Source organism: Arsenicicoccus cauae, from assembly GCF_043162025.1.
GTDB classification, from domain to species: Bacteria; Actinomycetota; Actinomycetes; order Actinomycetales; family Dermatophilaceae; genus Arsenicicoccus; species Arsenicicoccus cauae.
Genome location: NZ_CP171001.1, coordinates 910,432 through 931,100, shown reverse-complemented (window position 1 = coordinate 931,100; position 20,669 = coordinate 910,432). Strand labels below are relative to the sequence as shown.

At 71.5% G+C, this 20,669-nt stretch carries 25 protein-coding genes and 2 pseudogenes; 16 read left to right on the top strand and 11 right to left on the bottom strand.

All coding sequences use genetic code 11. The annotated features are described in order from the left end of the window. Positions 1-434 precede the first annotated feature (434 nt). Positions 435-863 carry a TA system VapC family ribonuclease toxin gene (locus tag ACF3NS_RS04315; RefSeq protein ID WP_392468002.1) on the bottom strand — a complete coding sequence of 143 codons (429 nt, stop codon included), beginning with the start codon at positions 861-863 and terminating at the stop codon, positions 435-437. Continuing rightward, positions 860-1,090, bottom strand: a complete 231-nt coding sequence (locus tag ACF3NS_RS04310; protein ID WP_392467999.1) for a hypothetical protein — start codon at positions 1,088-1,090, stop codon at positions 860-862. Before ACF3NS_RS04310 ends, ACF3NS_RS04315 begins: the two co-directional genes overlap by 4 nt. A gap of 61 nt (positions 1,091-1,151) precedes the next feature. On the opposite strand from ACF3NS_RS04310, the gene ACF3NS_RS04305 reads away from it, so the two are divergent. From ACF3NS_RS04305 to ACF3NS_RS04295, 3 genes are read left to right on the top strand one after another with little or no spacing between them, the layout of a single operon-like run. After that, positions 1,152-1,493 (top strand): DUF2200 domain-containing protein, encoded by a 342-nt coding sequence (locus ACF3NS_RS04305; protein WP_392467996.1) that lies wholly within the window; start codon positions 1,152-1,154, stop codon positions 1,491-1,493. 37 nt (positions 1,494-1,530) lie between these two features. Further along, positions 1,531-2,352 (top strand): PhzF family phenazine biosynthesis protein, encoded by an 822-nt coding sequence (locus tag ACF3NS_RS04300; RefSeq protein ID WP_392467994.1) that lies wholly within the window; start codon positions 1,531-1,533, stop codon positions 2,350-2,352. Between the two features lie 31 nt (positions 2,353-2,383). After that, positions 2,384-2,893 carry a putative immunity protein gene (locus ACF3NS_RS04295; protein WP_289033484.1) on the top strand — a complete coding sequence of 170 codons (510 nt, stop codon included), beginning with the start codon at positions 2,384-2,386 and terminating at the stop codon, positions 2,891-2,893. 112 nt (positions 2,894-3,005) lie between these two features. Here the strand turns inward: ACF3NS_RS04295 and ACF3NS_RS04290 are convergent. Then, positions 3,006-3,884, bottom strand: a pseudogene (locus ACF3NS_RS04290) (NADP-dependent oxidoreductase); the annotation flags it as partial. Positions 3,885-4,003: 119 nt separating this feature from the next. On the opposite strand from ACF3NS_RS04290, the gene ACF3NS_RS04285 reads away from it, so the two are divergent. Further along, positions 4,004-4,225, top strand: a complete 222-nt coding sequence (locus tag ACF3NS_RS04285; protein WP_154592507.1) for a type II toxin-antitoxin system Phd/YefM family antitoxin — start codon at positions 4,004-4,006, stop codon at positions 4,223-4,225. Continuing rightward, on the top strand, positions 4,216-4,611 hold the full coding sequence (locus tag ACF3NS_RS04280; RefSeq protein ID WP_288798492.1) for a type II toxin-antitoxin system VapC family toxin: 396 nt from the start codon (positions 4,216-4,218) through the stop codon (positions 4,609-4,611). The genes ACF3NS_RS04285 and ACF3NS_RS04280 overlap by 10 nt, the downstream gene beginning before the upstream one ends. A 754-nt stretch (positions 4,612-5,365) precedes the next feature. Here ACF3NS_RS04280 and ACF3NS_RS04275 read toward each other — a convergent pair. The 4 genes and pseudogenes from ACF3NS_RS04275 to ACF3NS_RS04260 all read right to left on the bottom strand — a co-directional run. Further along, positions 5,366-5,458 (bottom strand): annotated as a pseudogene (locus tag ACF3NS_RS04275) (RNA polymerase subunit sigma-70); the annotation flags it as partial. A gap of 180 nt (positions 5,459-5,638) precedes the next feature. Then, a complete protein-coding gene (locus ACF3NS_RS04270) occupies positions 5,639-6,883 on the bottom strand; it encodes an RNA polymerase sigma factor (RefSeq protein ID WP_392467991.1) in 1,245 nt (414 codons plus the stop codon). Then, positions 6,880-7,266: a YciI family protein gene (locus ACF3NS_RS04265; protein ID WP_392467989.1), complete on the bottom strand. Its 387-nt coding sequence runs from the start codon at positions 7,264-7,266 to the stop codon at positions 6,880-6,882. The genes ACF3NS_RS04270 and ACF3NS_RS04265 overlap by 4 nt, the downstream gene beginning before the upstream one ends. 1 nt (position 7,267) lies before the next feature. Continuing rightward, the gene (locus ACF3NS_RS04260; RefSeq protein WP_392467986.1) at positions 7,268-7,660 is read right to left on the bottom strand and encodes a YciI family protein; all 393 of its coding nucleotides are present in this window, start codon (positions 7,658-7,660) and stop codon (positions 7,268-7,270) included. 234 nt (positions 7,661-7,894) lie between these two features. Between ACF3NS_RS04260 and ACF3NS_RS04255 the strand changes: the two genes are divergently transcribed. Further along, positions 7,895-8,683 (top strand): SDR family NAD(P)-dependent oxidoreductase, encoded by a 789-nt coding sequence (locus ACF3NS_RS04255; protein WP_392467984.1) that lies wholly within the window; start codon positions 7,895-7,897, stop codon positions 8,681-8,683. A 33-nt stretch (positions 8,684-8,716) separates the two neighbouring features. Here the strand turns inward: ACF3NS_RS04255 and ACF3NS_RS04250 are convergent, their stop codons facing one another. Further along, on the bottom strand, positions 8,717-9,310 hold the full coding sequence (locus ACF3NS_RS04250) for a GNAT family N-acetyltransferase (protein WP_154592512.1): 594 nt from the start codon (positions 9,308-9,310) through the stop codon (positions 8,717-8,719). Positions 9,311-9,349: 39 nt separating this feature from the next. Next, positions 9,350-9,754: an SRPBCC family protein gene (locus ACF3NS_RS04245; protein ID WP_154592513.1), complete on the bottom strand. Its 405-nt coding sequence runs from the start codon at positions 9,752-9,754 to the stop codon at positions 9,350-9,352. A gap of 54 nt (positions 9,755-9,808) precedes the next feature. Between ACF3NS_RS04245 and ACF3NS_RS04240 the strand changes: the two genes are divergently transcribed. From ACF3NS_RS04240 to ACF3NS_RS04225, 4 genes are all read left to right on the top strand, one after another. Next, on the top strand, positions 9,809-10,216 hold the full coding sequence (locus ACF3NS_RS04240) for an SRPBCC family protein (protein WP_154592514.1): 408 nt from the start codon (positions 9,809-9,811) through the stop codon (positions 10,214-10,216). Between the two features lie 142 nt (positions 10,217-10,358). After that, the gene (locus ACF3NS_RS04235; RefSeq protein ID WP_154592515.1) at positions 10,359-10,532 is read left to right on the top strand and encodes a hypothetical protein; all 174 of its coding nucleotides are present in this window, start codon (positions 10,359-10,361) and stop codon (positions 10,530-10,532) included. A 133-nt stretch (positions 10,533-10,665) separates the two neighbouring features. After that, positions 10,666-11,043, top strand: a complete 378-nt coding sequence (locus ACF3NS_RS04230; protein ID WP_154592516.1) for a hypothetical protein — start codon at positions 10,666-10,668, stop codon at positions 11,041-11,043. Between the two features lie 518 nt (positions 11,044-11,561). Further along, positions 11,562-11,966 (top strand): SRPBCC family protein, encoded by a 405-nt coding sequence (locus ACF3NS_RS04225; protein ID WP_154592517.1) that lies wholly within the window; start codon positions 11,562-11,564, stop codon positions 11,964-11,966. Positions 11,967-12,024: 58 nt separating this feature from the next. On the opposite strand, the gene ACF3NS_RS04220 is transcribed toward ACF3NS_RS04225, so the two are convergent. Then, the gene (locus tag ACF3NS_RS04220; protein WP_392467978.1) at positions 12,025-13,086 is read right to left on the bottom strand and encodes an NAD(P)H-binding protein; all 1,062 of its coding nucleotides are present in this window, start codon (positions 13,084-13,086) and stop codon (positions 12,025-12,027) included. A gap of 155 nt (positions 13,087-13,241) precedes the next feature. Here ACF3NS_RS04220 and ACF3NS_RS04215 point away from each other — a divergent pair, with 155 nt between their 5' ends. Genes ACF3NS_RS04215 through ACF3NS_RS04190 form a run of 6 tightly spaced genes read left to right on the top strand, consistent with a single transcriptional unit; the run spans position 13,242 to position 19,275 of the window. Next, the gene (locus ACF3NS_RS04215; protein ID WP_154592519.1) at positions 13,242-14,225 is read left to right on the top strand and encodes a DUF5914 domain-containing protein; all 984 of its coding nucleotides are present in this window, start codon (positions 13,242-13,244) and stop codon (positions 14,223-14,225) included. Positions 14,226-14,273: 48 nt separating this feature from the next. Then, positions 14,274-14,642: a lycopene cyclase domain-containing protein gene (locus ACF3NS_RS04210; protein WP_050347192.1), complete on the top strand. Its 369-nt coding sequence runs from the start codon at positions 14,274-14,276 to the stop codon at positions 14,640-14,642. After that, complete coding sequence (locus ACF3NS_RS04205; protein ID WP_050347193.1) at positions 14,635-14,937, top strand: lycopene cyclase domain-containing protein; 303 nt, start codon at positions 14,635-14,637, stop codon at positions 14,935-14,937. Before ACF3NS_RS04210 ends, ACF3NS_RS04205 begins: the two co-directional genes overlap by 8 nt. Beyond that, positions 14,913-16,568 carry an NAD(P)/FAD-dependent oxidoreductase gene (locus ACF3NS_RS04200; RefSeq protein ID WP_353889945.1) on the top strand — a complete coding sequence of 552 codons (1,656 nt, stop codon included), beginning with the start codon at positions 14,913-14,915 and terminating at the stop codon, positions 16,566-16,568. The genes ACF3NS_RS04205 and ACF3NS_RS04200 overlap by 25 nt, the downstream gene beginning before the upstream one ends. Beyond that, positions 16,555-17,811 (top strand): NAD(P)/FAD-dependent oxidoreductase, encoded by a 1,257-nt coding sequence (locus ACF3NS_RS04195; protein ID WP_195849110.1) that lies wholly within the window; start codon positions 16,555-16,557, stop codon positions 17,809-17,811. Before ACF3NS_RS04200 ends, ACF3NS_RS04195 begins: the two co-directional genes overlap by 14 nt. Further along, the gene (locus ACF3NS_RS04190) at positions 17,812-19,275 is read left to right on the top strand and encodes a glycosyltransferase family 39 protein (protein ID WP_154592521.1); all 1,464 of its coding nucleotides are present in this window, start codon (positions 17,812-17,814) and stop codon (positions 19,273-19,275) included. It abuts the gene before it with no gap. Between the two features lie 57 nt (positions 19,276-19,332). Here ACF3NS_RS04190 and ACF3NS_RS04185 read toward each other — a convergent pair whose 3' ends face one another. Further along, positions 19,333-20,448: an IS110 family transposase gene (locus ACF3NS_RS04185; protein ID WP_392467971.1), complete on the bottom strand. Its 1,116-nt coding sequence runs from the start codon at positions 20,446-20,448 to the stop codon at positions 19,333-19,335. Between the last annotated feature and the right edge of the window lie 221 nt (positions 20,449-20,669).

Here is a 20,669-nt window from a genome sequence, read left to right as displayed (position 1 = left end):
CGCCCACCCGCGCCTGGCCGCGAGCACCTCCAGGTCCGAGTCACCTCGCGGCGCCGAGAGCGGGCGGGAGACGGCATACGGCATGAGGCTTGTCGTCGCTGCCGGAGGACGACAGGCTGGAGCCATGACCGACACCTGGGCATTGGTCCACGCCGAGCGACGCGCCCTGATAGACGACCTCGCCTGCGTGAGTGACGAGCGGTGGGAGGCGGATTCGTGGGCGCAGGGGTGGACCGTTACTCGGTCGCCGTCAGACCGCTGCGCAGCGTGAACTGCCCGCTGAGGCGGCAGGTGGAGTCGATGGTCGCGGCGAGATCAGCGATGACGTCCGGCACCCGTCCATCGTGCCGGCCAGGGCGTCGACGCGTCTCGGCGGGCGTCGGCAGTCGCGAGACATCACCGACTCCGTGGCCCCCGCATGACCTCAACTCGCGTCACAGCGCCACCAGGTTGCGGTCGTCGGCGCCGTCCACCGTCGTGAGGTCTATCCGCCCGTCCAAGGTCACCAGCGAGCCCTGCTGGGCGACAGCGAGGGCCAGGAGGTACACGTCCGTGATCTGTCGGTGCCCCACGAGCCGTGAGGAAGTGATCGACGCGTCGGTCAGCTCGATCTCGCACGTCCAGAACTCGTGCCGAGGGTCCGCCGTCGCTCCGGCAAGCAGCTCGACCGCAGCCGCCACCGGCACGGGGCTGGGATAGCGCGGCTGACTGATGACACGGACAAAACCGTTCTGGGTCAACGCACACGTCGCCCACCCATCCTCGAGACCGCCCGCGGCCCAGTCATGGACGCGCTCGTGGGCGACGTGGTCGGGGTCCATCAGGGCGATCAGGACATTGACGTCGAGGAGCGAGCGGCTCACACGCCCTCCTCGTCACGGATGCGGTCGACGGCGGCATCGGACACGGTGACCCCTCGGGCCGGCAGGATGTTAAATCCGTTGCGGCGGTTCGAGACAGGACGAGATGAGCTGGTCAGTGCCTGCCGAGCGAGCGCCGACAGCACCTCCCCTGCGGTGCGCCCCTCGCTGCGTGCCCGCTCCTTGACGGCTGAGAGCACATCGTCGTCGATGCTCAGGGTGGTTCGCATGCATCTGATGCTATCGCATCTGATGCAGGACCAGGAGCAGGAGCGGCTAGCCTCCTGGACCATGAGTCGCATCTTCGCCACCAGCGTCGCCTCGGTCTATCCCCACTACGTCACCAAGGTCGAGAAGAAGGGGCGCACCACGGCCGAGCTCGACGAGGTCATCCGATGGCTCACGGGCTTCGACCAGGCCGAGCTCACCCGACACCTGGAGTCGGGCACGACCTTCGCGGACTTCTTCGCGGACGCGCGCCTCAACCCCGACGCCCGGCTGATCAAGGGCGTCGTGTGCGGCGTCCGCGTCGAGGACGTGGACGACCCGCTCATGCAGCAGATCCGCTACCTCGACAAGCTGGTGGACGAGCTGGCCAGGGGCAAGGCGATGGACAAGGTCCTGCGCTCCTGACGCGACCGGCCCGGCGACCTGCAGGACAATGAGCCGCATGATGCGACGGTTCCTCGAGGTCGACGTGTTCAGCTCCGGCCGGCTCACCGGCAACCCGCTCGCCGTGGTCGCCGACGCTGACGGACTCACCACCGAGCAGATGCAGCGTCTCGCGGCGTGGACGAACTTCTCCGAGACGACCTACCTGCTCCCGCCGACGAGCTCGCAGGCCGACTACCGCATCCGCATCTTCACCCCCAGTCAGGAGTACCCCTTCGCCGGGCACCCGACCATCGGGTCGGCCCGCGCCTGGCTGGAGCTCGGCGGCACGCCCAGGACGCCCGGCCGGCTGGTCCAGGAGTGCGACGCGGGGCTGATCCCCGTGCGCCTGGAGGAGCACCGGCTAGCCTTCGCCACGCCACCGCGGACGCGCACCGGGCCGCTCACCGACGACGAGGTGGCCACCGTCGCAACGGCTCTCGCGATCGACCCGACCGAGATCGTCGCCCACGCCTGGGGTGCCAACGGCCCGGAGTGGCGGTTGGTGCAGCTGCGCGACGCCGACGCGGTCCGCTCCCTGCACCCCCAGGCTGATCGGGGCGACCTGCGCATCGGGGTCATCGGCCTGGAGGCACCGGGAGGCGAGTGCGCCTATGAGGTCAGGGGTTTCGGGCCGACATACGAGGACCCGGTCACCGGGAGCCTCAACGGCGCGCTCGCGCAGTGGCTCCGCGAGCGCGAGGAGGTGCCCCAGTCGTATGTCGTCGCGCAGGGCAGCCAGATCGGGCGCCGCGGACGGGTGCACGTGCACGACGACGGCCAGGAGATCTGGATCGGCGGCGACACGATCGTCGTCGTCGACGGGCGGCTGGCGATGTGACGCGCCCTCGCGCCCGCTGCGGTGACGACCGGTGATCCTCCCCGCCGTCCGCGACCCGCGCATGGTGACCATCCGCCGCGGTGGCACCCTCACCGACGACGACCACCAGCTCCTCGCCCTCTGGGCCGCGACCTGCGCCGAGCACGTCCTGCCCCTCTTCGAGGCGCAGCGGCCCGACGACCCGCGACCGCGGGAGGCGATCGACGCCGCCCGCCGATGGGCGCGCGGCGAGCTGCCCATGATGCAGGCGCGCGCCCTCGGTGGGCACGCCATGGGAGCGGCGCGACCACTCAGGGGAGCAGCGCGCTTCGCGGCGTATGCCGCGGGCCAGGCCGCCTGCGTCCCCCACGTCGCCGAGCACGACCTCGGGGCGGCGGCCTACGCCATCAAGGCGATTCGTGCCGCGCGCCCCGACGACCCGGGCGCGGGCCGCGCCGAGCGGGACTGGCAGCGCGACCAGCTCCCGCCGCCGGTGCGGCAGCTCGTCCTCGAGGACCAGGCCCGCCGCGACGACATCTGCTGGTCAGCCTTCGCGGACTGACCGCGGCCCTCATCATTGAGAGGCGACAGATTGGGGTTATGCGACCGTCATAACCCCGTTTGTCGCCTCTCCACGAGAGATCGTGGGTCGTCGCGGCGGTGATGACGGTCTTGCCGGTGGCATGCCCACTCGCGACCGTGGCCACGGCTGCCGCCGCCTCGGACAGCGGATTGGTCGTGTGGATGACGGGTTGTATGACGCCGCGCGCCACCAGCTCGGCATACACGCCGGCGTCGCGGCGACGCGTGATTCCTGACCCGCCGAGCTCGGACGCGAGCGCGGGTGCCGCCGAGCTGCGGATCTGCCCCGGGTCGCGGAGCAGGGTCGCCGCCTCGCGCACCGTGTCCCCACCGACCGCATCGATCACGGCGTCGACGCCCTCAGGGGCCAGCGCTGCCACCGCCTCGTTCCACCCGGGCCCGGAGGGGACGTGCTCCGCACCCGCGCTCGCGACGAGCTCGGCCTTGCCCGCGCCGGCGACCCCGATGACGCGGGCGCCCAGGTGGCGTGCGAGCTGCACCGCATGCACCCCCACGCCACCGCCTGCCCCGAGGATCAGCACCGTGTCCCCTGACCCGACCTCGAGCTCGCCGAGGGCGTCCCAGGCCGTCCCGATAGCGACGGGGATGCACGCCGCCTGCTCAGGGGTCGCCCCCTCCGGCACTCGCGCCGTCTGCTCCACGTCGAGCAGGACCAGGTCACCCAGCGCCCCGGATCCCGATGCGCACGAACCGAACACGAGCTCACCCGCGCGGAACCTCCCCGACGGGTCCCGCACCACGGCCCCCGCGGCCTCACGACCCAGGGCCATCGGGAAGCGCACCTCGACCGTGCCCTGGCGCTGCCCGCTGCGGACCTTGAGGTCGGCGGGGTTCAGCCCGGCGGCACGCATCCGGACGAGCACGGCCCGCGTCGAGGCCACCGGGTCCGGGGCGTCCAGGAACCCCTCGACCTCCGGCCCGCCATACTCCGTGAATCCATAGATGCGCATCAGCTCTCCTCCACGCGCGCGCCGCCACACTCCGTCATCGCAGTCTCCACCGGACCTCACTCTGGCGCCCGACGAGGACAGAGGTTGACCAACCAAACCTAGTCAACCAGACTAGGTGCATGAGCACTCACACGGTGCAGTCCGCCAAGACCCACCTCTCGCGCATCCTCGTCGAGGTGGAGGCAGGGCACGAGGTCACCATCCTGCGGGGCAAGCAGCCGGTGGCCCGGCTGGTGCCCGCGGTCGCGCCATCGCCGCGGACGTTCGGGGCGATGCGGTTCGAGGTGCCGGACGACTTCGACGCGCCGCTGAGCGAGGAGGATCTGGCGGCGTGGGAGTGAGGTACCTGCTCGACACGCACGTCATGCTCTGGCTGCTGGGGCAGCCGGAGCGCGTTCCGGCCCGCGTCCGTGAGGTCCTCGCCGACCCGGCCGTGGACCTGCTGGTGTCTGCGGTGTCCGCGATGGAGATCGCCACCAAGACACGGCTCGGCAAGCTCCCCGACGTCGGCCTCGTCCAGGCCTGGCCCCGCCGCCTGGACGACATGGGAGCCGTCGAGGTGCCGCTGACCGGCCAGCACGCCATCACGGCCGGCAGCATGTCCTGGCCCCACCGGGACCCCTTCGACCGGCTCCTGGCCAGCGTCGCCATCCACGAGGGTGCGACGCTGGTCAGCGTCGACGCCGCCTTCGCCGACCTCCCCGCCCCCACGCTGCTCAGCTGGTGATCCGGAGCCGCGGCCACGCAGTGACTCAGGCCAACTGGCCCACCTCGTAGTGCCCGCCCTGCTGCCGGGTCATCACGTTGAACCGGTTGAAGGCGTTGATGATCGCGATCTGGGGGCCCGGCGGCCGACGTCACACCGTCATCCCGCCGGCCGCCGGTCTCGCACGCCGCCGGCCGCACCCGGACGCGGTCGTTGACCGCCACGATCGCCGCGATGCGCCCGTCCACGACGGAGACCCCGAGCACGGCGAACGCCCTGCCGTCCCTGCTGCGGAACACCACCCCGGGCAGGCCGTCGACCGTCGCCGGGGAGATCGCCGCGCGCCCGCGGGCATGGCGCTCGGCGGAGGTCGCGACGTCCGTCGCGCCGATGCGCACGCTGGTGCCGCGCGGCCCCTCGACCCGCGGCGTGACCTCGGGGTCCAGGAGCGTGAGCAGCCGGTCGAAGTCACCCTCCCGCGCCGCCGCGAGGAGGGCCGTGATGACCGCTCGCTCCGCCTGCCCGTCGCCCGGCGCCTCCGTCCGCCGGACCTTGCGCCGGGCCCGGCTGGCCAGCATCTTGGTGGCGTCCGTGGACCGGCCGAGGATCTGTCCGATGTCGGCGAACGGCACCGCGAACATGTCGTGCAGCACGAACGCCAGCCGCTCCGCCGGGGTGAGGGTCTGCAGCACGACGAGCATCGCCAGCCCGACGGCCTCCGCGAGGACCGCAGGACGTCGATGCAGACACGACCGACGACCGTGGTCAGCCAGCCCCCGAGGTTGTCGATGCTCCCGGCCTCCTGCCGCGACAGCCGCAACCACGCCTCCTGCAGGGCGTCCTCGGCGTCAGCGCGTGACCCGAGCATCCGCACCGCGACCGCCTCGAGCCGGCCCCGGTGCGCCTCGAACGCTGCGGCGAGGAGGTCCTCGCCTCCCTGCTCGCCGAGCTATGCGGCCCCGTCATCCATGTCCCCACCTTCCTCCGTCGGCGTCGTCAGGGGGATGACGGGCGGGGCGGTCGAGAGGTAACCACCCGCGCCGGCTGCTCAGCCGACCAGGTCGGCGCGGCGGCGGGCGAGGTAGGCCTGCTCGGCCGGGTTGTCGGTCAGCGCGAGCGCCCGGTCGTAGGCCGCCCGTGCCTCCCCCTCGCGTCCAAGCCGCCGCAGCAGGTCGGCGCGGGTGGCGTGCAAGGCGTGGTAGCCGACGAGGGCCGCGGCCACCTCGTCCACCTCGGCGAGGCCCCGGGCGGCGCCATACCGCTCGGCCACGGCGACCGCTCGGTTGAGCCGGACGATCGGCGAGGGGTCCAGCGCCACCAGCCGGTCGTATAGCGTGACCACCTGCCCCCAGTCGGTCGCACTCGCCGAACGCGCCTGCGTATGAACGGCGTTGATCGCCGCCAGCAGCTGATAGCGGCCAGGAGGCGCCCCTCCCGCCGCCACCGCGTCGACGCACTCGCGCACGAGCACGTGCCCCTCGCGGATCAGCGCGGCGTCCCACCGCGCGCGTTCCTGCTCCCCCAGGGTCACCAGCTCCCCACCGTCGTCGACGCGAGCGGCGCGGCGGGCGTCGGTCAGCAGCATGAGGGCGAGCAGCCCGGTGACCTCCCCGTCGTCCGGGAGCAGCGCGTGCAGCAGCCGCCCGAACCGGATCGCCTCGTCGGAGAGGTCGGCGCGGAGGGGTTCGTCGCCATACGTCGCGAGATAGCCCTCGTTGAAGATCAGGAAGACCACCGCCAGCACCCCGGCCAGGCGCGCCCGCACGTCGGTCTCCGACGGGACGCGGTAGGGGATGTGCGCGGCCTTGATCTTGGCCTTGGCGCGCGTGATCCGTTGCGCCATCGTCGTCTCCTGCACGAGGAAGGCGCGAGCGATCTCGGCGACCGTGAGACCGCCGATCAGCCTCAGCGTCAAGGCGACTCGGGCTTCCAGGGCGAGCGCCGGGTGGCAGCAGGTGAAGAGCAGCCGCAGCCGGTCGTCCTGCACCGGGCCGGTCGGGGCGAGCGGGCTGTCGTCGACCAGCAGGGACGCCGCCTCCTGCTTCGCGTCGCGCTTCAGCTCGCGCCGCAGCCGGTCGATGGCCCGGCGGGTGGCGGTGGTGGTGAGCCAGCCTCCGGGGTTGGGCGGTATGCCGTCCCGGGGCCACCGCTCGACCGCCGCGACCCAGGCGTCAGCCGCCGCCTCCTCCGCGAGGTCGAGGTCACCGAAGCGGCGCGCGAGGGAGGCGACCACCCGCGCCCACTCCTCGCGGTGGGTGCGGCTGATCGCCTCCTCGACGGGTGAGCCGGTCACTCGCCGAGCATCTCCCGGACGGACTCCTCGGTCTGGAAGGGGCGCACCTCGACCTTGCCGCGGCAGGCCTTGGACCCCTGGGCCGCGAGCGCCAGGGCTTCGTCGAGGTCGCGGGCGTTGATCACCCAGAAGCCGCCGAGGTACTCCTGGGCCTCGAGGTAGGGGCCGTCCGTGAGGATCGGCTCGTCGCCCTGGCCGTCGACGGTGGTGGCGGTGGCCACGGGCTCCAGGCCGTCGGCGAAGACGAGGTGGCCCTCGCGCTGGAGCATGTCGTTGAACGCGCCGGTGTCGGCGAACGCCTCGAGCATCGCTTCCTTGGACTCGTAGTCGCCGAAGTCGCCGCGCTCGGCGGGACCGTGGACGGACAGCAGGTAGCGGGGCATGTCACTTCTCCTTGGTGGTGTGGGCTGCGCGGTCTGCTGCCGCGCCGATGGGGGCGGGGAACCGGTGGACCTCCTGCGGCCAGTCGAGCGCGACCGCGAGCCGTCCCGCCCAGTAGCGGGCGGCCTCGTCGTCGGCCACCTCCACGACGGTGAAACCGCCGAGGTGCTCCTTGGACTCGGCATACGGCCCGTCGGTGAAGGCGGGCTCCCCGGCGCGGGCCTCGACGTGGCACAGGACGCTCGAGGCGTCGAGACCACCGTCGCCGAAGACGAAGACCCCCGCCTCCTCCATGTCCCGGATCACCGTCATCCCGGCGACGGACTTCTCCTGCAGCTGCTCCGGCGTGTGGGGGGCCACCCACTCGTCGTTGAACGAGATCAGGTACTGCGTCACCTCTGGCTCCTTCGGTAGATCGATGTTCCCCCGTCGGGGACTCATCATCTTCACGAACGCCGGACGCCGGATACGACACCCTGACGGGGGCCGGTTCACGGTCCCGTCGCGCCGCGGGGGCCCTCGGCTTGCGCCAGAAGGCGTGACGGGCCACCGTCGGGAGTGGTCGACCACGCCTCGGACGTGGTCCGCTCCCAACGACCTCGGCCGCTCGACAGCCCCTGGAGGAGAGACATGACGACTGGTGACGCATGCTCGCTGGCCCTGGTGACCGGGGCCTCCGCGGGCATCTGCTTCGAGCTGGCCAAGGGGCTGGCGGCCCGCGGCTACGACATCGTGGGGGTCGGCGCCAGCGACCGCATCGACACCCTTCCCGAGCGCCTGCCCACCGTCTCGGTGACGCCGGTGCGCGTGGACCTCAGCACGGCGGCGGGCGTGGAGGAGCTCTGGGAGCGCTTCGAGAGCCTGGGGCGCCGGCTGGACGTGGCGGCGCTGAACGCTGGCAAGAGCCTGGGCGGCGCCTTCCTCGACACCGACTTGGACGACGAGCTGCACATGCTCGCGCTCAACGGCACCGGTCAGGTGATGCTGGCCAAGCGGGTGACCCGACTGATGGCCGCGCAGCGGCACGGCCGGATCCTGATCACGTCCTCCCTGTCGGCCCTGACGCCGACTCCGTGCGAGTCGATCTACGGACCCACGCGGGCGTTCATGAACAGCTTCGGGCAGGGCCTGCGCGAGGAGCTGAAGGAGTACGGCGTCAGCGTCACTGTGCTGCTGCCCGGCGCGACGGCGACGGAGTTCCACAGCACGGCCGGGATGGGCAACACGAAGTTCGGCTCCAACGACTGGAAGAACGATCCAGTCCTGGTCGCCACCAAGGGCATCGACGCGCTGCTCGCCGGCAAAAACCACGTCGTCGGCGGCGACGCCAGGACCGTGCGCGGCGCCCTGCGCGACCGGCTCCTCCCCGACAGGGTCAAGGCCGCCCGGTTCGCGCGGTCGAGCCGGCCCGACCAGTGAGGGGTCCGTGGGCCGCGATCGTCTGGCGTGGGCTCACAGGTCGATCGCGACGACGGCGCGGCGCTTCGAGGGGCGGTGGACCACCTCGAAGCCCCCGTCGAGGTAGACCGACAGCGGGCCGGGGTGCTCCTCGCCCCACGTCGCGTCCGGCACCGTGATGGGGTAAGCCTCGAGCCGCCGCGCCCCTCCCGAGCGGGCGTGCGGGACGGCGGCGGCCGCGAGCGCCCGCGCCACCCCCTGACCTCGCATCCCCGGGCGGGTGAGCAGGCAGGTGATCGCCCACACGTCCGGGTCCAGCCGGTCCTCGTGGCGACCGCGCCAGGCGGTCCGGTTGGCGTTGCGGACCAGACCTTCGTATGCCGAGCGCGGGGCCACCGCGCACCACCCGGCCGGCTCGCCGTCGAGGTGCGCGACCAGGCCGCTGGTGCGGGGGGAGTCGGCGTCGCCGCACGCCGCCTGCTCCCGCAACCGCTCCGCGCGGACCTCGACCGGCGTGTTGCCGAAGGCCTCGCCGCGCGCGAGCCGGTAGCGCTGGCAACGGCACTCGGCCGCGCCGCCACGCGTGCCGAAGATCGCGTCGAGGGCCGAGCAGGGCACCTCGTTGGCGGGCGCCGTCGTGATGCTCATGGCTGTGGTCGTCGCGCTCACCACGGTCACGGCGACCGATCAGGCGTGCGCCTTCTCGGCGGCCTCCTTGATCCCGGCCACCGCCTCGTCGACGCCGTCCTGGATGCGGTCGCCCTGGCGGTCGGTGCTGATGCGGACCGTGGCGGAGCACGAGCTGTCGTGGATGGGGTCGAGATCGACCTGCCCGGTGTAGTTGTTGGGGCCCTGCGAGCCCCACGTGAGGGTCTTGTCGGCCTGCTCGACCTTGATCCACGCCTCGCCCTCGACGTCACGCTGCTCGCCGTCGTGCTCGATGCGGGCCGTGACGGTGACCTTGTCGCCCTCGGTGCGCATGGCGGAGGTCACGCGGGGGAAGTAGGTGGGCAGGTTGTCCACATCGGACAGGTAGGCGAACAGCTCGGCAGCGGGGACATCGATGGTCGTCGTCGACTCATAGGTGGTCATGGCGTGAAGGTACCCTCGGGCAGCAGCGGCCACCCCTCGAGAGGCTGGATGCGTATGGCGGCAACGATCTGGGCCACACGGCGGTCCTGCCGCGCCACCGGGGCCGCGGCGCCGGAGGTGGTGTGGGAGAGGTATTCCACGCCGACGCGGTGGACGCAGTGGGCGCCCCACCTCACGGGGGTGCAGGCCTCGACGCCCGTCATCAGGGCGGGCACGACCGGGACGGTCACTGCGCTGCACGTGGTGCGAGCTCGGTTCGTCGTCACCGAGGTCGACGAGGCCGCCCGCTCGTGGTCGTGGACGGTGCGCACGGGCCCGGTCCGGCTACATCTCGAGCACACCGTGACCGGCGCGCGCGACTGCGGCACCTCGACCGGGCTGAGCGTGGAGGGGCCCGGGCTCGTCGTGGCGGCATACCTGCCGATCGCGGCGCGAGCGCTGCAGCGTCTGGTCACGCCCTGACCGGTGCCGCCGACTTCGGCTCAGCCGCTCGCCGGCCCTGCACGGCGCGGGTCGACGTGGTTACAGTGGCGCACCACCCACCCCCGGTGGGCGCGCAGGCCCTCGCGCCGGGCGCGCCTCGCCCGAGGAAAGGACGTATGACGTGACGGCACAGTCCGACGAGGGTCACACCGGCCTCGACCGCGACAGCAACGAGCGGTCCGACGTCAACCGTGAGAACCAAGAGCAGGAGCAGGGGCAGGAGCAGGAGGGCCCGCAGGGCAACGCTGCCGAGGAGCGCATGCGCGAGCTGACCGACGCGGCCAAGGAGGACTAGCCTCGCGGGCTCGCGCTCCGCCGGCCCCGGTCAAGGCGCTGGCAAGTCTTTCCACTGTCGAAATAGTGCGTAGAGTGGGCTGCAGATGACTCCCTGACGGGCCATCGACCACCACGCACCGGACGGAGTTCGCATGCCCACGATCGAGACCGGACACGAGCACGAGGGCCGCGGCGCAGTGCTGACGCTGAGCACGCCGCTGCTGGCCGAGCTGGACGAGTCGCGCGTGCGGCACCTGGTCGCCGCGCTGGTCGAGCTGTCTGGCCGCGGCGGCCGCGAGGGCGACGTGGCGGACCTGCTCGCCGAGCGTCTGCAGTCGCTGGGGATCGAGCAGCCACGCCCGGTGGTCGAGAGCATGGCCGAGAACCTCCGCAACGGAGAACGACTCACGGTCGTGACCGACGAGGGCCAGGTCCTCCACGGCGACCCGTCCTGGTCGCCCGCCACCCATGACCCCGACGTCCAGGCGACCGAGGACCCCCTGGACGAGGACCGGCCGCTCTACAGCTGACGAGCCCGCACGGGTGCAGCGCCACGGGCCGATGCCCCAAAGTTGCACGATCCCCTGATCAAACACTGGTGGGTGCTGAACAAGTTTGCCCTGACGATCCTGGTCATCACTGGCTCGTTCCGGTGTCGGCTTCTGGGTCGAGGACACCATCGCCCGCCTCGAGACAGGGCAGGGCGCGGCCCACGCGGTCGCTCTCTTCGCCTTGAGTGGCGCAAACTTGGCGAGCTTCGTGCTCATGGTGTAGCTCTCGGTCGTCAAACCGCGCGGTCTCACGCCGTGGGGGAGACCCCAGCGGTCTGGCGGTGCCGACGTGGCCAACCACATGCGTTGATGCGACGAGGTGGTCCAGGACGGCGCGGCGCAGAAGCGGGATGTGATCGCTGGGGTGGCGGTCCCTGGCCAGGGCGGCAAGGGTGAGACGCAGGCGCCGGCGCGGCGCTGACGGGGCCGAAGGGCCCTGCCGACTCGGGGCCGAGGGGCAGCTACTGACCGGCCTCCGACTTCTAGGAGTGCATGTCATGTCGCAGTACGAGCGAAGTGTCCAGATCCCTCGCCCTGCTCAAGACGTCTTCGACTACGTGAAGGACGTCGAGAAGCTGCCGGAGCACTTCCCCCAGATCACGTCCGTGGAGAAGCTGGACGGCGACACGATCCGCACCACGGCCCACGTCGAGACCGCCGAGGAGGGGGAGAAGGACGTCCAGGGCACGGCGTGGTTCCGCGTGGGCTCGGATGGCATGACCGTGGAGTGGGGCTCCGAGGGCCCCAACAACTACCACGGCGAGCTGGACGTGGACGAGGACGACGCCAACGCCTCGACCCTGACGGTGCGCATCTGGACCGACAGGCAGTCCGACTCCATCGAGCAAGAGCTGCATAAGGCGGTCGACGGGCTCTCCCAGACCATCCAGAAGGCCGTCTGACCAGGGAGTTCTGCTGCAAGCGCAACGATGTGCTGGCCCCGGCACACACCCACCTGGCTCACCACCGCCAGGCGGACGGGTCCCGCCCGAGAGCGTCGTAGACCGCGTCCAGCGCTCTGCCGAGAAGTGGTTGGTCCTCACCACCGGCGGCCCAGGACGGGTCGTCCGGCATAGGGCCCATGGGGTCAGCGGAGGACGGGTCATGCTGGACGTGGGTGCGGGGGTCGGCCAGCGATCGACGGATGGCCTCATCCACCCCGACCAGGTGATACCCGGTGGGGAGGAGGTCGCGCCGGAAGTCCTCCTCGCGGCACACCATGTCGTGGTGCAAGCTCTCCACCAAGGCCTGCACGGTCGGGGTGGGCACGTCGGTCAAGGCGCCGACCAGGAGGCCCACCAGGTCCGCAGGGACCAGGGGCACCGGCACCTGTGGACGCGTCAAGCCCGCGACGCCGGCATACCGGTCGAGCAGCTCCGCGTAGTACATCCTGTCCGGGCCACCGATGTCATAGCTGCGGGTGCAGGTCTGCACGGTCAGGGCGCCCACGAGGGCTTCGACGGCGTCGACCACCGCGATGGGCTGGACCTCCGAGTTCATCCACGACGGGACGGTGTGGATCGGCAGCCGCTCACTGACCTGTCGGATGATCTCGAAGGACGTGGATCCACTGCCCATCACCACGGCCGCCCGCAACGTGACGGTGGTGGCGGGGGTGGAGCCAAGGATCTGCTCCACCTCGTGCCGCGACTCGAGGTGCTCACTCAGCTGCCCGACCTGCACGGGAGGCAGGATGCCGGACAGGTAGACGACTCGGCTGACGCTGTGAGACTGCACCGCCCGGGCGACGTTGTGCGCGGCGTGCCGGTCCTTCTCTGCGAAGTCCCCACCCCCTCCCATCCCGTGGACCAGGTAGTAGACGGCGTCGACAACATCGCTCGCGCTGTCGACCTGGCCCTCGTCGGTGATGTCCATGACGACGGTCTCGACCCGATCGGCCCACCACGGAGACGGCTTGGCCAGGTTGCTCGTCGTAGTTCTCACCTCGTGGCCGGCATCCAGCAGACGCGGCACCAGCCTGCCCCCCACATATCCGGTAGCACCGGTAACCAGCACCCTCATCAGCACTCCTTCGCCGATGGAACTACTATGGCCAAGACGCTACCTGCCCACCCTGCCGTCTTGAAGACAGGCAGGCTCGCCTGACCCCCACCAGGACCCGACCTCCGCTGCAGCAGCTGCTGCTTGGCCAGCCCACCGGAAGGCAAACGCGCTTGATGCCCACTGCCGCTTCCCGGCACATCCCAGTCCGACGCATCCCGCAACCATCACCCGACGCCGTCAGGTCCACCTGGCGGGAGGCGTCGCTGCCCCGCATCGAGCGAGCCCTTGCGGCGGCGCGATCGGAGGACGCGGGAGGGTGGTACGTCCTGGGTGCATCCCGAGACCTTCGGGCCGGGCGCTCCCTCGTGCGTCGCGTCGGCAACCGCGAGGTCGCGCTCTGGCGCGCCCACGACGGGTCGGTGCTCGCAGGTCCCGGCGCCTGCCCGCACATGGGTGCCCGTCTCGAGGGCTGCGACACCGACGGCACCGACGTCGTGTGCCGGTGGCACGGCCTGCGGCTGCCCTCCGAGTGGCCCGGCACCTGGGCACCCCTACCGGCGCATGATGACGGCGTCCTGCTGTGGGTGCAGGTGCCGACCTCGGGCGAGGAGCCGAGCTCAGCCCCTCGCACAGCCCCCCGGCCACCGGCAAGCGCGTCCTTCGACGCCGTCCATGTGCGCCTGGCCCGGTGCGAGGCGCAGGACATCATCGCCAACCGCCTGGACCCGTGGCACGGCGCCTGGTTCCACCCCTACGCCTTCAGTCACCTCACGGTCGACGAGGACGCGTCGACCGACCACTGCCTGGTCACCGACGTCACCTTCCGGCTGAGCCGCACCTGGGGGGTCCCCGTGCGGGCCGAGTTCACCTGCCCGGACTCGCGCACCGTCGTCATGACGATCACCGACGGCGAGGGCGAGGGCAGCGTGGTGGAGACCCACGCGACCCCGGTCGGCCACGACGCCAACGGTCTTCCCCTCACCGTCATGACGGAGGCCACGATCGCCTCCTCGCCCCGTCCCGGCTTCACCGCCGCGCGGCGGCTGTCTCCGGTGCTTCGGCCGTTGGTGCAACGCACGCAGGCGCGCCTCTGGGATGACGATCTGGCGTATGCCGAGCGCCGGTTCCTCGTGCGAACCGGGCGGGTGGCAACGTGAGCCGGTCAAGACGTCCCGGGCCGGCACGGCCTTGCGCCGGAGGCACCCATGTGGCCTGACTCCTGGGACCACTGGCAGTACCTCGCTCTCATGGGGGGATGCCTGCTCATCACCCTGCCGCTGGAGCTGGTGCTACGGGCCAGGGTGTACCAGCGGCCACGGCGTCTGCTGGTCGCTCTGGTCCCTGTGGTGGCGATCTTCTCGGCCTGGGACGTGCTCGGGATCTGGCGGGACCACTGGTCCTACTCGGCGCGCTACACCACCGGGGTTCACCTGCCGCTCGGGATGCCCATCGAGGAGCTGGTGTTCTTCGTGGTGATCCCGGTGTGCGGGCTGCTGACGTACGAGGCCGTCGGCACGGTCCTGCGCCTCGGCCGTGGCGCGACCGAGCAGGGGCAGGAGCGATCCCGTGCCTGAGTACACCGCGCTGGCCGTCCTCTCCGTGATCCTGGTCGTCCTCCTCGAGTGCCAGGTGCTCCGCACGGGCGTGTTCCGGACGAAGCAGTACTGGTGCGCGATGGCGATCGTGGCGTTTTTTCAGGCCCTGGTCGACGGGTGGCTCACCAAGCTGAGCGCACCGATCGTGATGTACGACCCGCAGCAACACCTGGGAGTGAGGTTTCCGTGGGACATTCCGGTGGAGGACTACCTGTTCGGATTCTCGATGGTGACCTTGGCCATCCTCCTGTGGGTGCGATCGGGGCGGACGTGAGCGGGGCCGAGAGGCCGGGAAGGGACCGTCGCGCGGTCCGCATCCCCGCGGTGGCACCGGACGCGGGACGAGCCCGACAGGCTCCCGCTGATCCGCACGTGGTCGTCGTCGGCGGAGGCATCGCCGGCCTGAATGCGGCGGTCTGCCTGGCAGAGCGCGGGGTGCGCGTCACCCTGCTCGAGCGCGACCGCCAGCTCGGCGGGCGCGTCGCCTCCTGGCCCGTCCAGGTCGCCGGTGACGACGACTCGTCCGCCATGAGCCGCGGCTTCCACGCCTTCTTCCGTCAGTACTACAACCTGCGCGCGCTGCTCCGCCGGATCGACCCCGACCTGTCGATCCTCCAACCGGTCCGGGACTACCCGCTGCTGCATGCGGACGGGACCAGGGACTCCTTCACCCGCATCCCCCGGCGTCCCCCGTGGAATGCCCTGGGGTTCGTGGCACTCAGCCCATCCTGCCGGCTCGCCGACCTACGGCGGGTGGACGTGGAGCGGGCGCTCGCGCTGCTCGACGTGGACTTCCCGAAGACCTTCGTCGAGCATGATGGCGTGAGCGCGCAGGACGTCCTGGACGCATTGCACTTCCCCGGCCCCATGCGGGCTCTCGCCCTCGAGGTCTTCGCGCGCAGCTTCTTCGCCGACCCCAGGGAGTTCTCCGGGGGCGAGCTCGTGGCGATGTTCCACACCTACTTCCTGGGATCGGCGGAAGGGCTGCTCTTCGACGTGGCCCGGGACGACTTCGACACCACCCTGTGGGCACCCCTGGGACGGTGGCTGCACGAGCGGGGGGTCCAGGTGCGGTGCGAGGCGCCCGTCCTGAGGCTGGACCGTGACGGGCCCGGCGACGACATACAGGTCGTCCTGGGCGATGGAGGCCACATGTCCGCCGACGGGGTGGTGCTCGCGGTGACCCGGCCCTCCCTGCAGGCCATCGTCGACGAGAGCGGGTGGGTCGGCACCCCCGACTGGCGCGCCGCCGTCGCTCGCGGTCGGATGGCCCCTCGCTTCGTCGTGCAGCGGTTGTGGTTGGACCGCCCGGTCCGAGACGACACGCCTGCTTTCCTGGGGACGGCGGCTCTGGGGTTCCTGGACAACCTCTCGGCCATGCACCTGCTGGAAGTCGGCGCCGCGGCCTGGGCCCGGCGCACCGGTGGCAGTGTCATCGAGCTCCACGCGTATGCCGTGCCCGACGCGGTGACGGACGCCGAGGTCCTGGCCGACCTGCGGACCCAGCTGCACCGGCTGCACCCGGAGCTGGTCGAGGCGCGGGTGCTTCATGAGGAGGTGCTCGTCCAGCAGGACTGCCCACTCGCCGGCACGGACCCCTGGCTGGACCGCCCCGGGGTGCGCACCCCCGTGGAGCAGCTCGTGCTGGCCGGGGACGGGATCCGGTGCGAGCTACCCGTGGCCCTCATGGAGCGTGCGGCCACCACCGGGGTGCAGGCGGCCAATGCCCTGCTCGAGCAGTGGGGTCGAGCCGGGCATGACGTCTGGAGCGTGCCGACCTCGGCCCGGTGGGGTCCCGGCGTGCACCTCGCTCGGCGCCTGGCCCGCCGGCTCGACCTGCTGCCCGGCTCGACCGTCCGACGCCGCCGCCCGACCCAAGGAGCACGTCACCATGACCACCCATGAGATCGACACCGATGTCATCGTCGTCGGCGCCGGGCTGGCCGGCCTGCGCTGCGCCACGGAGCTGCAGGCGCACGGACTGGACGTCCTCGTCCTCGAAGCCTCCGACAGAGTCGGCGGTCGCATCCGGACCGACCAGGTCGACGGCTTCCTGTGCGACAGGGGATTCCAGGTCCTCAACCCCTCCTACCCTCGGATCCGGGCAGACACGGACCTGGACGCGCTGGGGCTGCAGCCCTTCGGGCGGGGGGCGGGGGTCATGCACGACCGAGGCCGTTCGCTGGTGGCGGACCCGATCCGGCACCCAGGCCGTCTCCTCGACACGATCACCTCCGGCTACCTCGACCCCGGAGAGCTGCTCGGTCTGGCTCGCTGGGTGATCCCGGCGCTCGGACGGGTCGAGCGACTCGCGGCAGCACCGGATGCCGGGTGGGGGATGACGCTGGACCAGGCCGGGGTGACCGGGCGGCTGCGCCGCGAGGTGCTGGACCGCTTCCTGGCGGGGGTCATCCTCGAGGGGGACGGGACGTCGTCGACGACGTACGTGCAGCTGCTGATCCGGGCCTTCGTGCTCGGCACCCCCGGGCTGCCGCGGCGCGGCATGGCCGCGCTACCAGGGCAGCTCGCGGACCGGCTCGGGGATCGGGTCAGTTTCCGCGAGCGAGTCAACCGCGTCCGCAAGCAGGGCGACCATGCCGTCGTCGAGACCCAGGCCAGGACGCTGCGCGCCCGCCGATCGGTCGTGGCCGTGTCACCGCAGGAGGTAGGGACGCTCACCCCCCTGCCGCGCGTCGCGACCAAGGGCCTGGTGACGTGGTGGTTCGCCGCAGACGCGCGGCCCACCGACCTCGACATGCTCATCCTGGACGCCCGGCGGGACGCGGGTGGGCTGGTCAACACCGCGGTGGTCAGCAACGCGGCACCGTCATACGCCCCTCGCGGTCGCCACCTGGTGCAGGCAACGGCCGTCATGGCGATGGGGGTGCCCACGGAGTCGGAGCTGCGCCGCCGTCTGAGCGAGATCTACGCGTGCGACGCCGACGCCTGGCAGCTGGTGGTCCGTCACGACGTGCCCGACGCTCTGCCCGTCCAGCCGCCACCCCTCACGCTCCGTCAGCCGGTCGACGTCGACGAGGTCACGATGGTCTGCGGCGACCACCGGGACACCGGGTCCATCCAGGGGGCTCTGGCCTCGGGCCTGCGCACGGCACGCCGCGTCCTCGCCCACCTCGGCGGCGACCTGTAGGTGGGCACCCCCTCGCCCGCCGGCATCGTGAGGGTCGCGGCTCCGGCCGCGCTGGCCATGGGGGCCGTCCTGCTGGCCACCTCCGGACGCTACGGGCTCCACGGCGACGAGCTGTACTTCCGGATGCTCCCGTGGGCCTGGTGGTACGACGACCAGCCGCCGATGACGGTGTGGCTGTCACGGTTGGCCGGCCTCGGCGGGGCCGCCTGGCTCCAACGGGTGCCGGCGATCCTGGCAGCGATGGCGGGGGTGCTCCTGGCCGCGGCGGGTCCGCGCCTGCTCGGGCATCCCGCCCGCGTGCAGCGCGTCGCCGCGTGGGCGCACGCGACCACCGTCTACCCCCTGCTGGTGGGGCACGTCTTCCTCACCGCAAGCATCGACCTGGTGGTGTGGCAGGCGGTCATCCTGCTGGTGCTCCGAGGCATCCAGGGCAGGCCGTCAGCCTTGGCATGGGCGGGGGCGGTGGCCGGTCTGGGCTGCTGGAACAAGCTCCTGGTCATGGTCCTCGTCGCAGGCCTGGTCGTGGCCCTCGCGGCGTCGCACCCACGGCTGCTGTGCACCCGCGGGGCCCTGACCGGGTTGGTCGCTCTCGCCGTGCTGGCAGGTCCGCAGGTGGCGGCCCAGCTCTGGCACGGGCTTCCGATGTCCGCGGTCTCGGCTGACCTGATCGCGCGCCACGGCGCGTCCACGCGGTGGTTCGTCGTACCTCTGGTCCTGATCTTCATCGGCCCGCCATACGTCCGCGTGCTGTGGCGGGGGCTGTCCTGGGGGCCCAGGATGTCCGAGCGATGCCGGCGACCGGGTGCCCACGGCCTGGGCGTGCCGGTGCTCGCAGTGGCTGCTGCGCTGGTGACGGGGTTCACGGTGCTGTTCCCCGCCCAGCCGTACTACCCGGTCGCGGCGTTCCTGCCGGCGCTGTCGATCGGGTGGGGGGCTGCGGCGGAGGCGGACTGGGCGCTGTGGCGTCGCCGGTGGGTCGTGGTGGGCGCCAACGCGGTCGTGTCCCTCCTGGTCTGCCTACCCCTCGCCCCGACCTCGTCGACGGTCTTCCGGCTGGTGTCCGCCGTCAACCCCGTCCAGCGGGACCAGGCCGGCTGGGACGGGTATGTCCAGCAGATCAGCGCTCCCCGGGGACGCAGCCAGGCCACCGTCGTCACGGACTCCTATGCGCTGGCGGGGGCCGTCGCGTTCTACGGGCCGACGCGCGGCATCCCGGCCGACCGGGTCGCCTCCGGCCACAACGCGCTGTCGGGGTCGGGGCCGCCCTCGACGGAGTCGGTCCTGCTCGTCGGGGAGCGCTCCGCAGGGCTGCGCCACCTTTTCGCGCGCTGCGTCGACGTCGGCACCCTGGCCCGCGGAGAGAGCGATCCGTTCGGTGTGGCCGGCGCGCCCCTGGTGCGGTGCGACTCCCCGTCCGGGGGGTGGGCCCGGGTGTGGCCGGCGTTCCGCTTCCATGGGGCATGACTCCAGGGCGCCCATCCCGTGCTGACGATCGGCTGCGCGAGGATGCTCCTATGGATGTCAAGCGGCGGTAGCGAGGTGTCCGGGCTCGATGCGCTCCCGGGTGAGGACGTAGTAGATCTCGCGGGCGATGAGTCGTTTGAGGCAGCGGATGATGTCTTTCTTCGAGAGTCCCTCGGCAGTGCGGCGGTGCATGTAGGCCTGGGTGCGGGGATCCCAGCGCAGCCGGCACAGCACGATCCGGTAGAGCGCGGCGTTGGCTTGTCGGTCACCGCCTCGGTTGAGCCGGTGTCGGTGGGTCTTGCCCGAAGAGGCTGGGATCGGAGCCACTCCGCATAGCATCGCGAAGGCGGCCTCGGAGTAGATCCGGTCGGCGTTCTCGCCGGCGGTGACCAGGAGCTGTCCTGCGACGTCTGCGCCGACACCGTTGAGTGCGAGCAGGTCGGGGTTGATGGCAGCGACCAGCGGCTCGATGAGCGCGTCGAGTTCGGTGATCTCCTCCCTGAGTGCGGCGTGCCGGCGGGCCAGACTGCGCAGCGCGATCTTGGTCGCCTGCTCGGGCTCGTCCGCGCGGGCGGTGTCGGGGCGTAGGCCGGCGCAGGTGTCGAGCAGCTCCTGCTTGGGCAGGCCGCGCAGGCGTGCGCGCAGTCCGTCGGGTGCGGTCACGATCAGCGTCTTGATCCGACGTACGCAGTCCGCACGCTGATCCACCGCACTGCGCCGGGCCACCCTCAGGTTCCGCAAGGCTTCCACCCGGCCGGTGCGCACCTTCGGGACCCCGGTCCGGACCCGAGCCACAGCGGCCCGGGCAGCGGCTTCGGCATCGATCGGGTCGGACTTGCCCGCGCTGCGGCGGGTCTTGCGGTCGGGCCGGTCGATCTCGAGCATCGCCACGTGCTGGTCATGCAGGTGGCGCGCCAGGCCGGCACCATAGGCGCCGGTGCCCTCGATGCCGACGACCAGCAGTAGCCCGAACGAGCGCAGCCAGTCCAGCAAGTCGAGGTAGCCACGCCGCGAGGCCGGGAACTGACGATGCCCCAGGAGCCGGCCGGCGGTGTCGATCACTGCAGCGGTGTGGATGTCCTGGTGGGTGTCAACGCCCGCAGCGACCTCGATTTGGTCTGTCTGGCTCCGGTCCGTCTTCGTGCCGGTGTCCTTGCATGCGATGGTGGTCATCGCCGTCCTCTCACTCGACCTGGCAGGGCGGCACGCACCCGCCGAGGTGAGCGGACAAGACAGTGATGGGTGCCTGCTGGCACAGGCTCCTATGAGGTCACGACCCTCGTCTGGTGAGTGCAAACGAGCCCCGCAGCGGATCGACCGACAGATCCTGTTAAAGACCCTCAGTCAGTCAGACGCTGAGTCAGGACGACCGCTGCGGGGCTCACTCACATCAT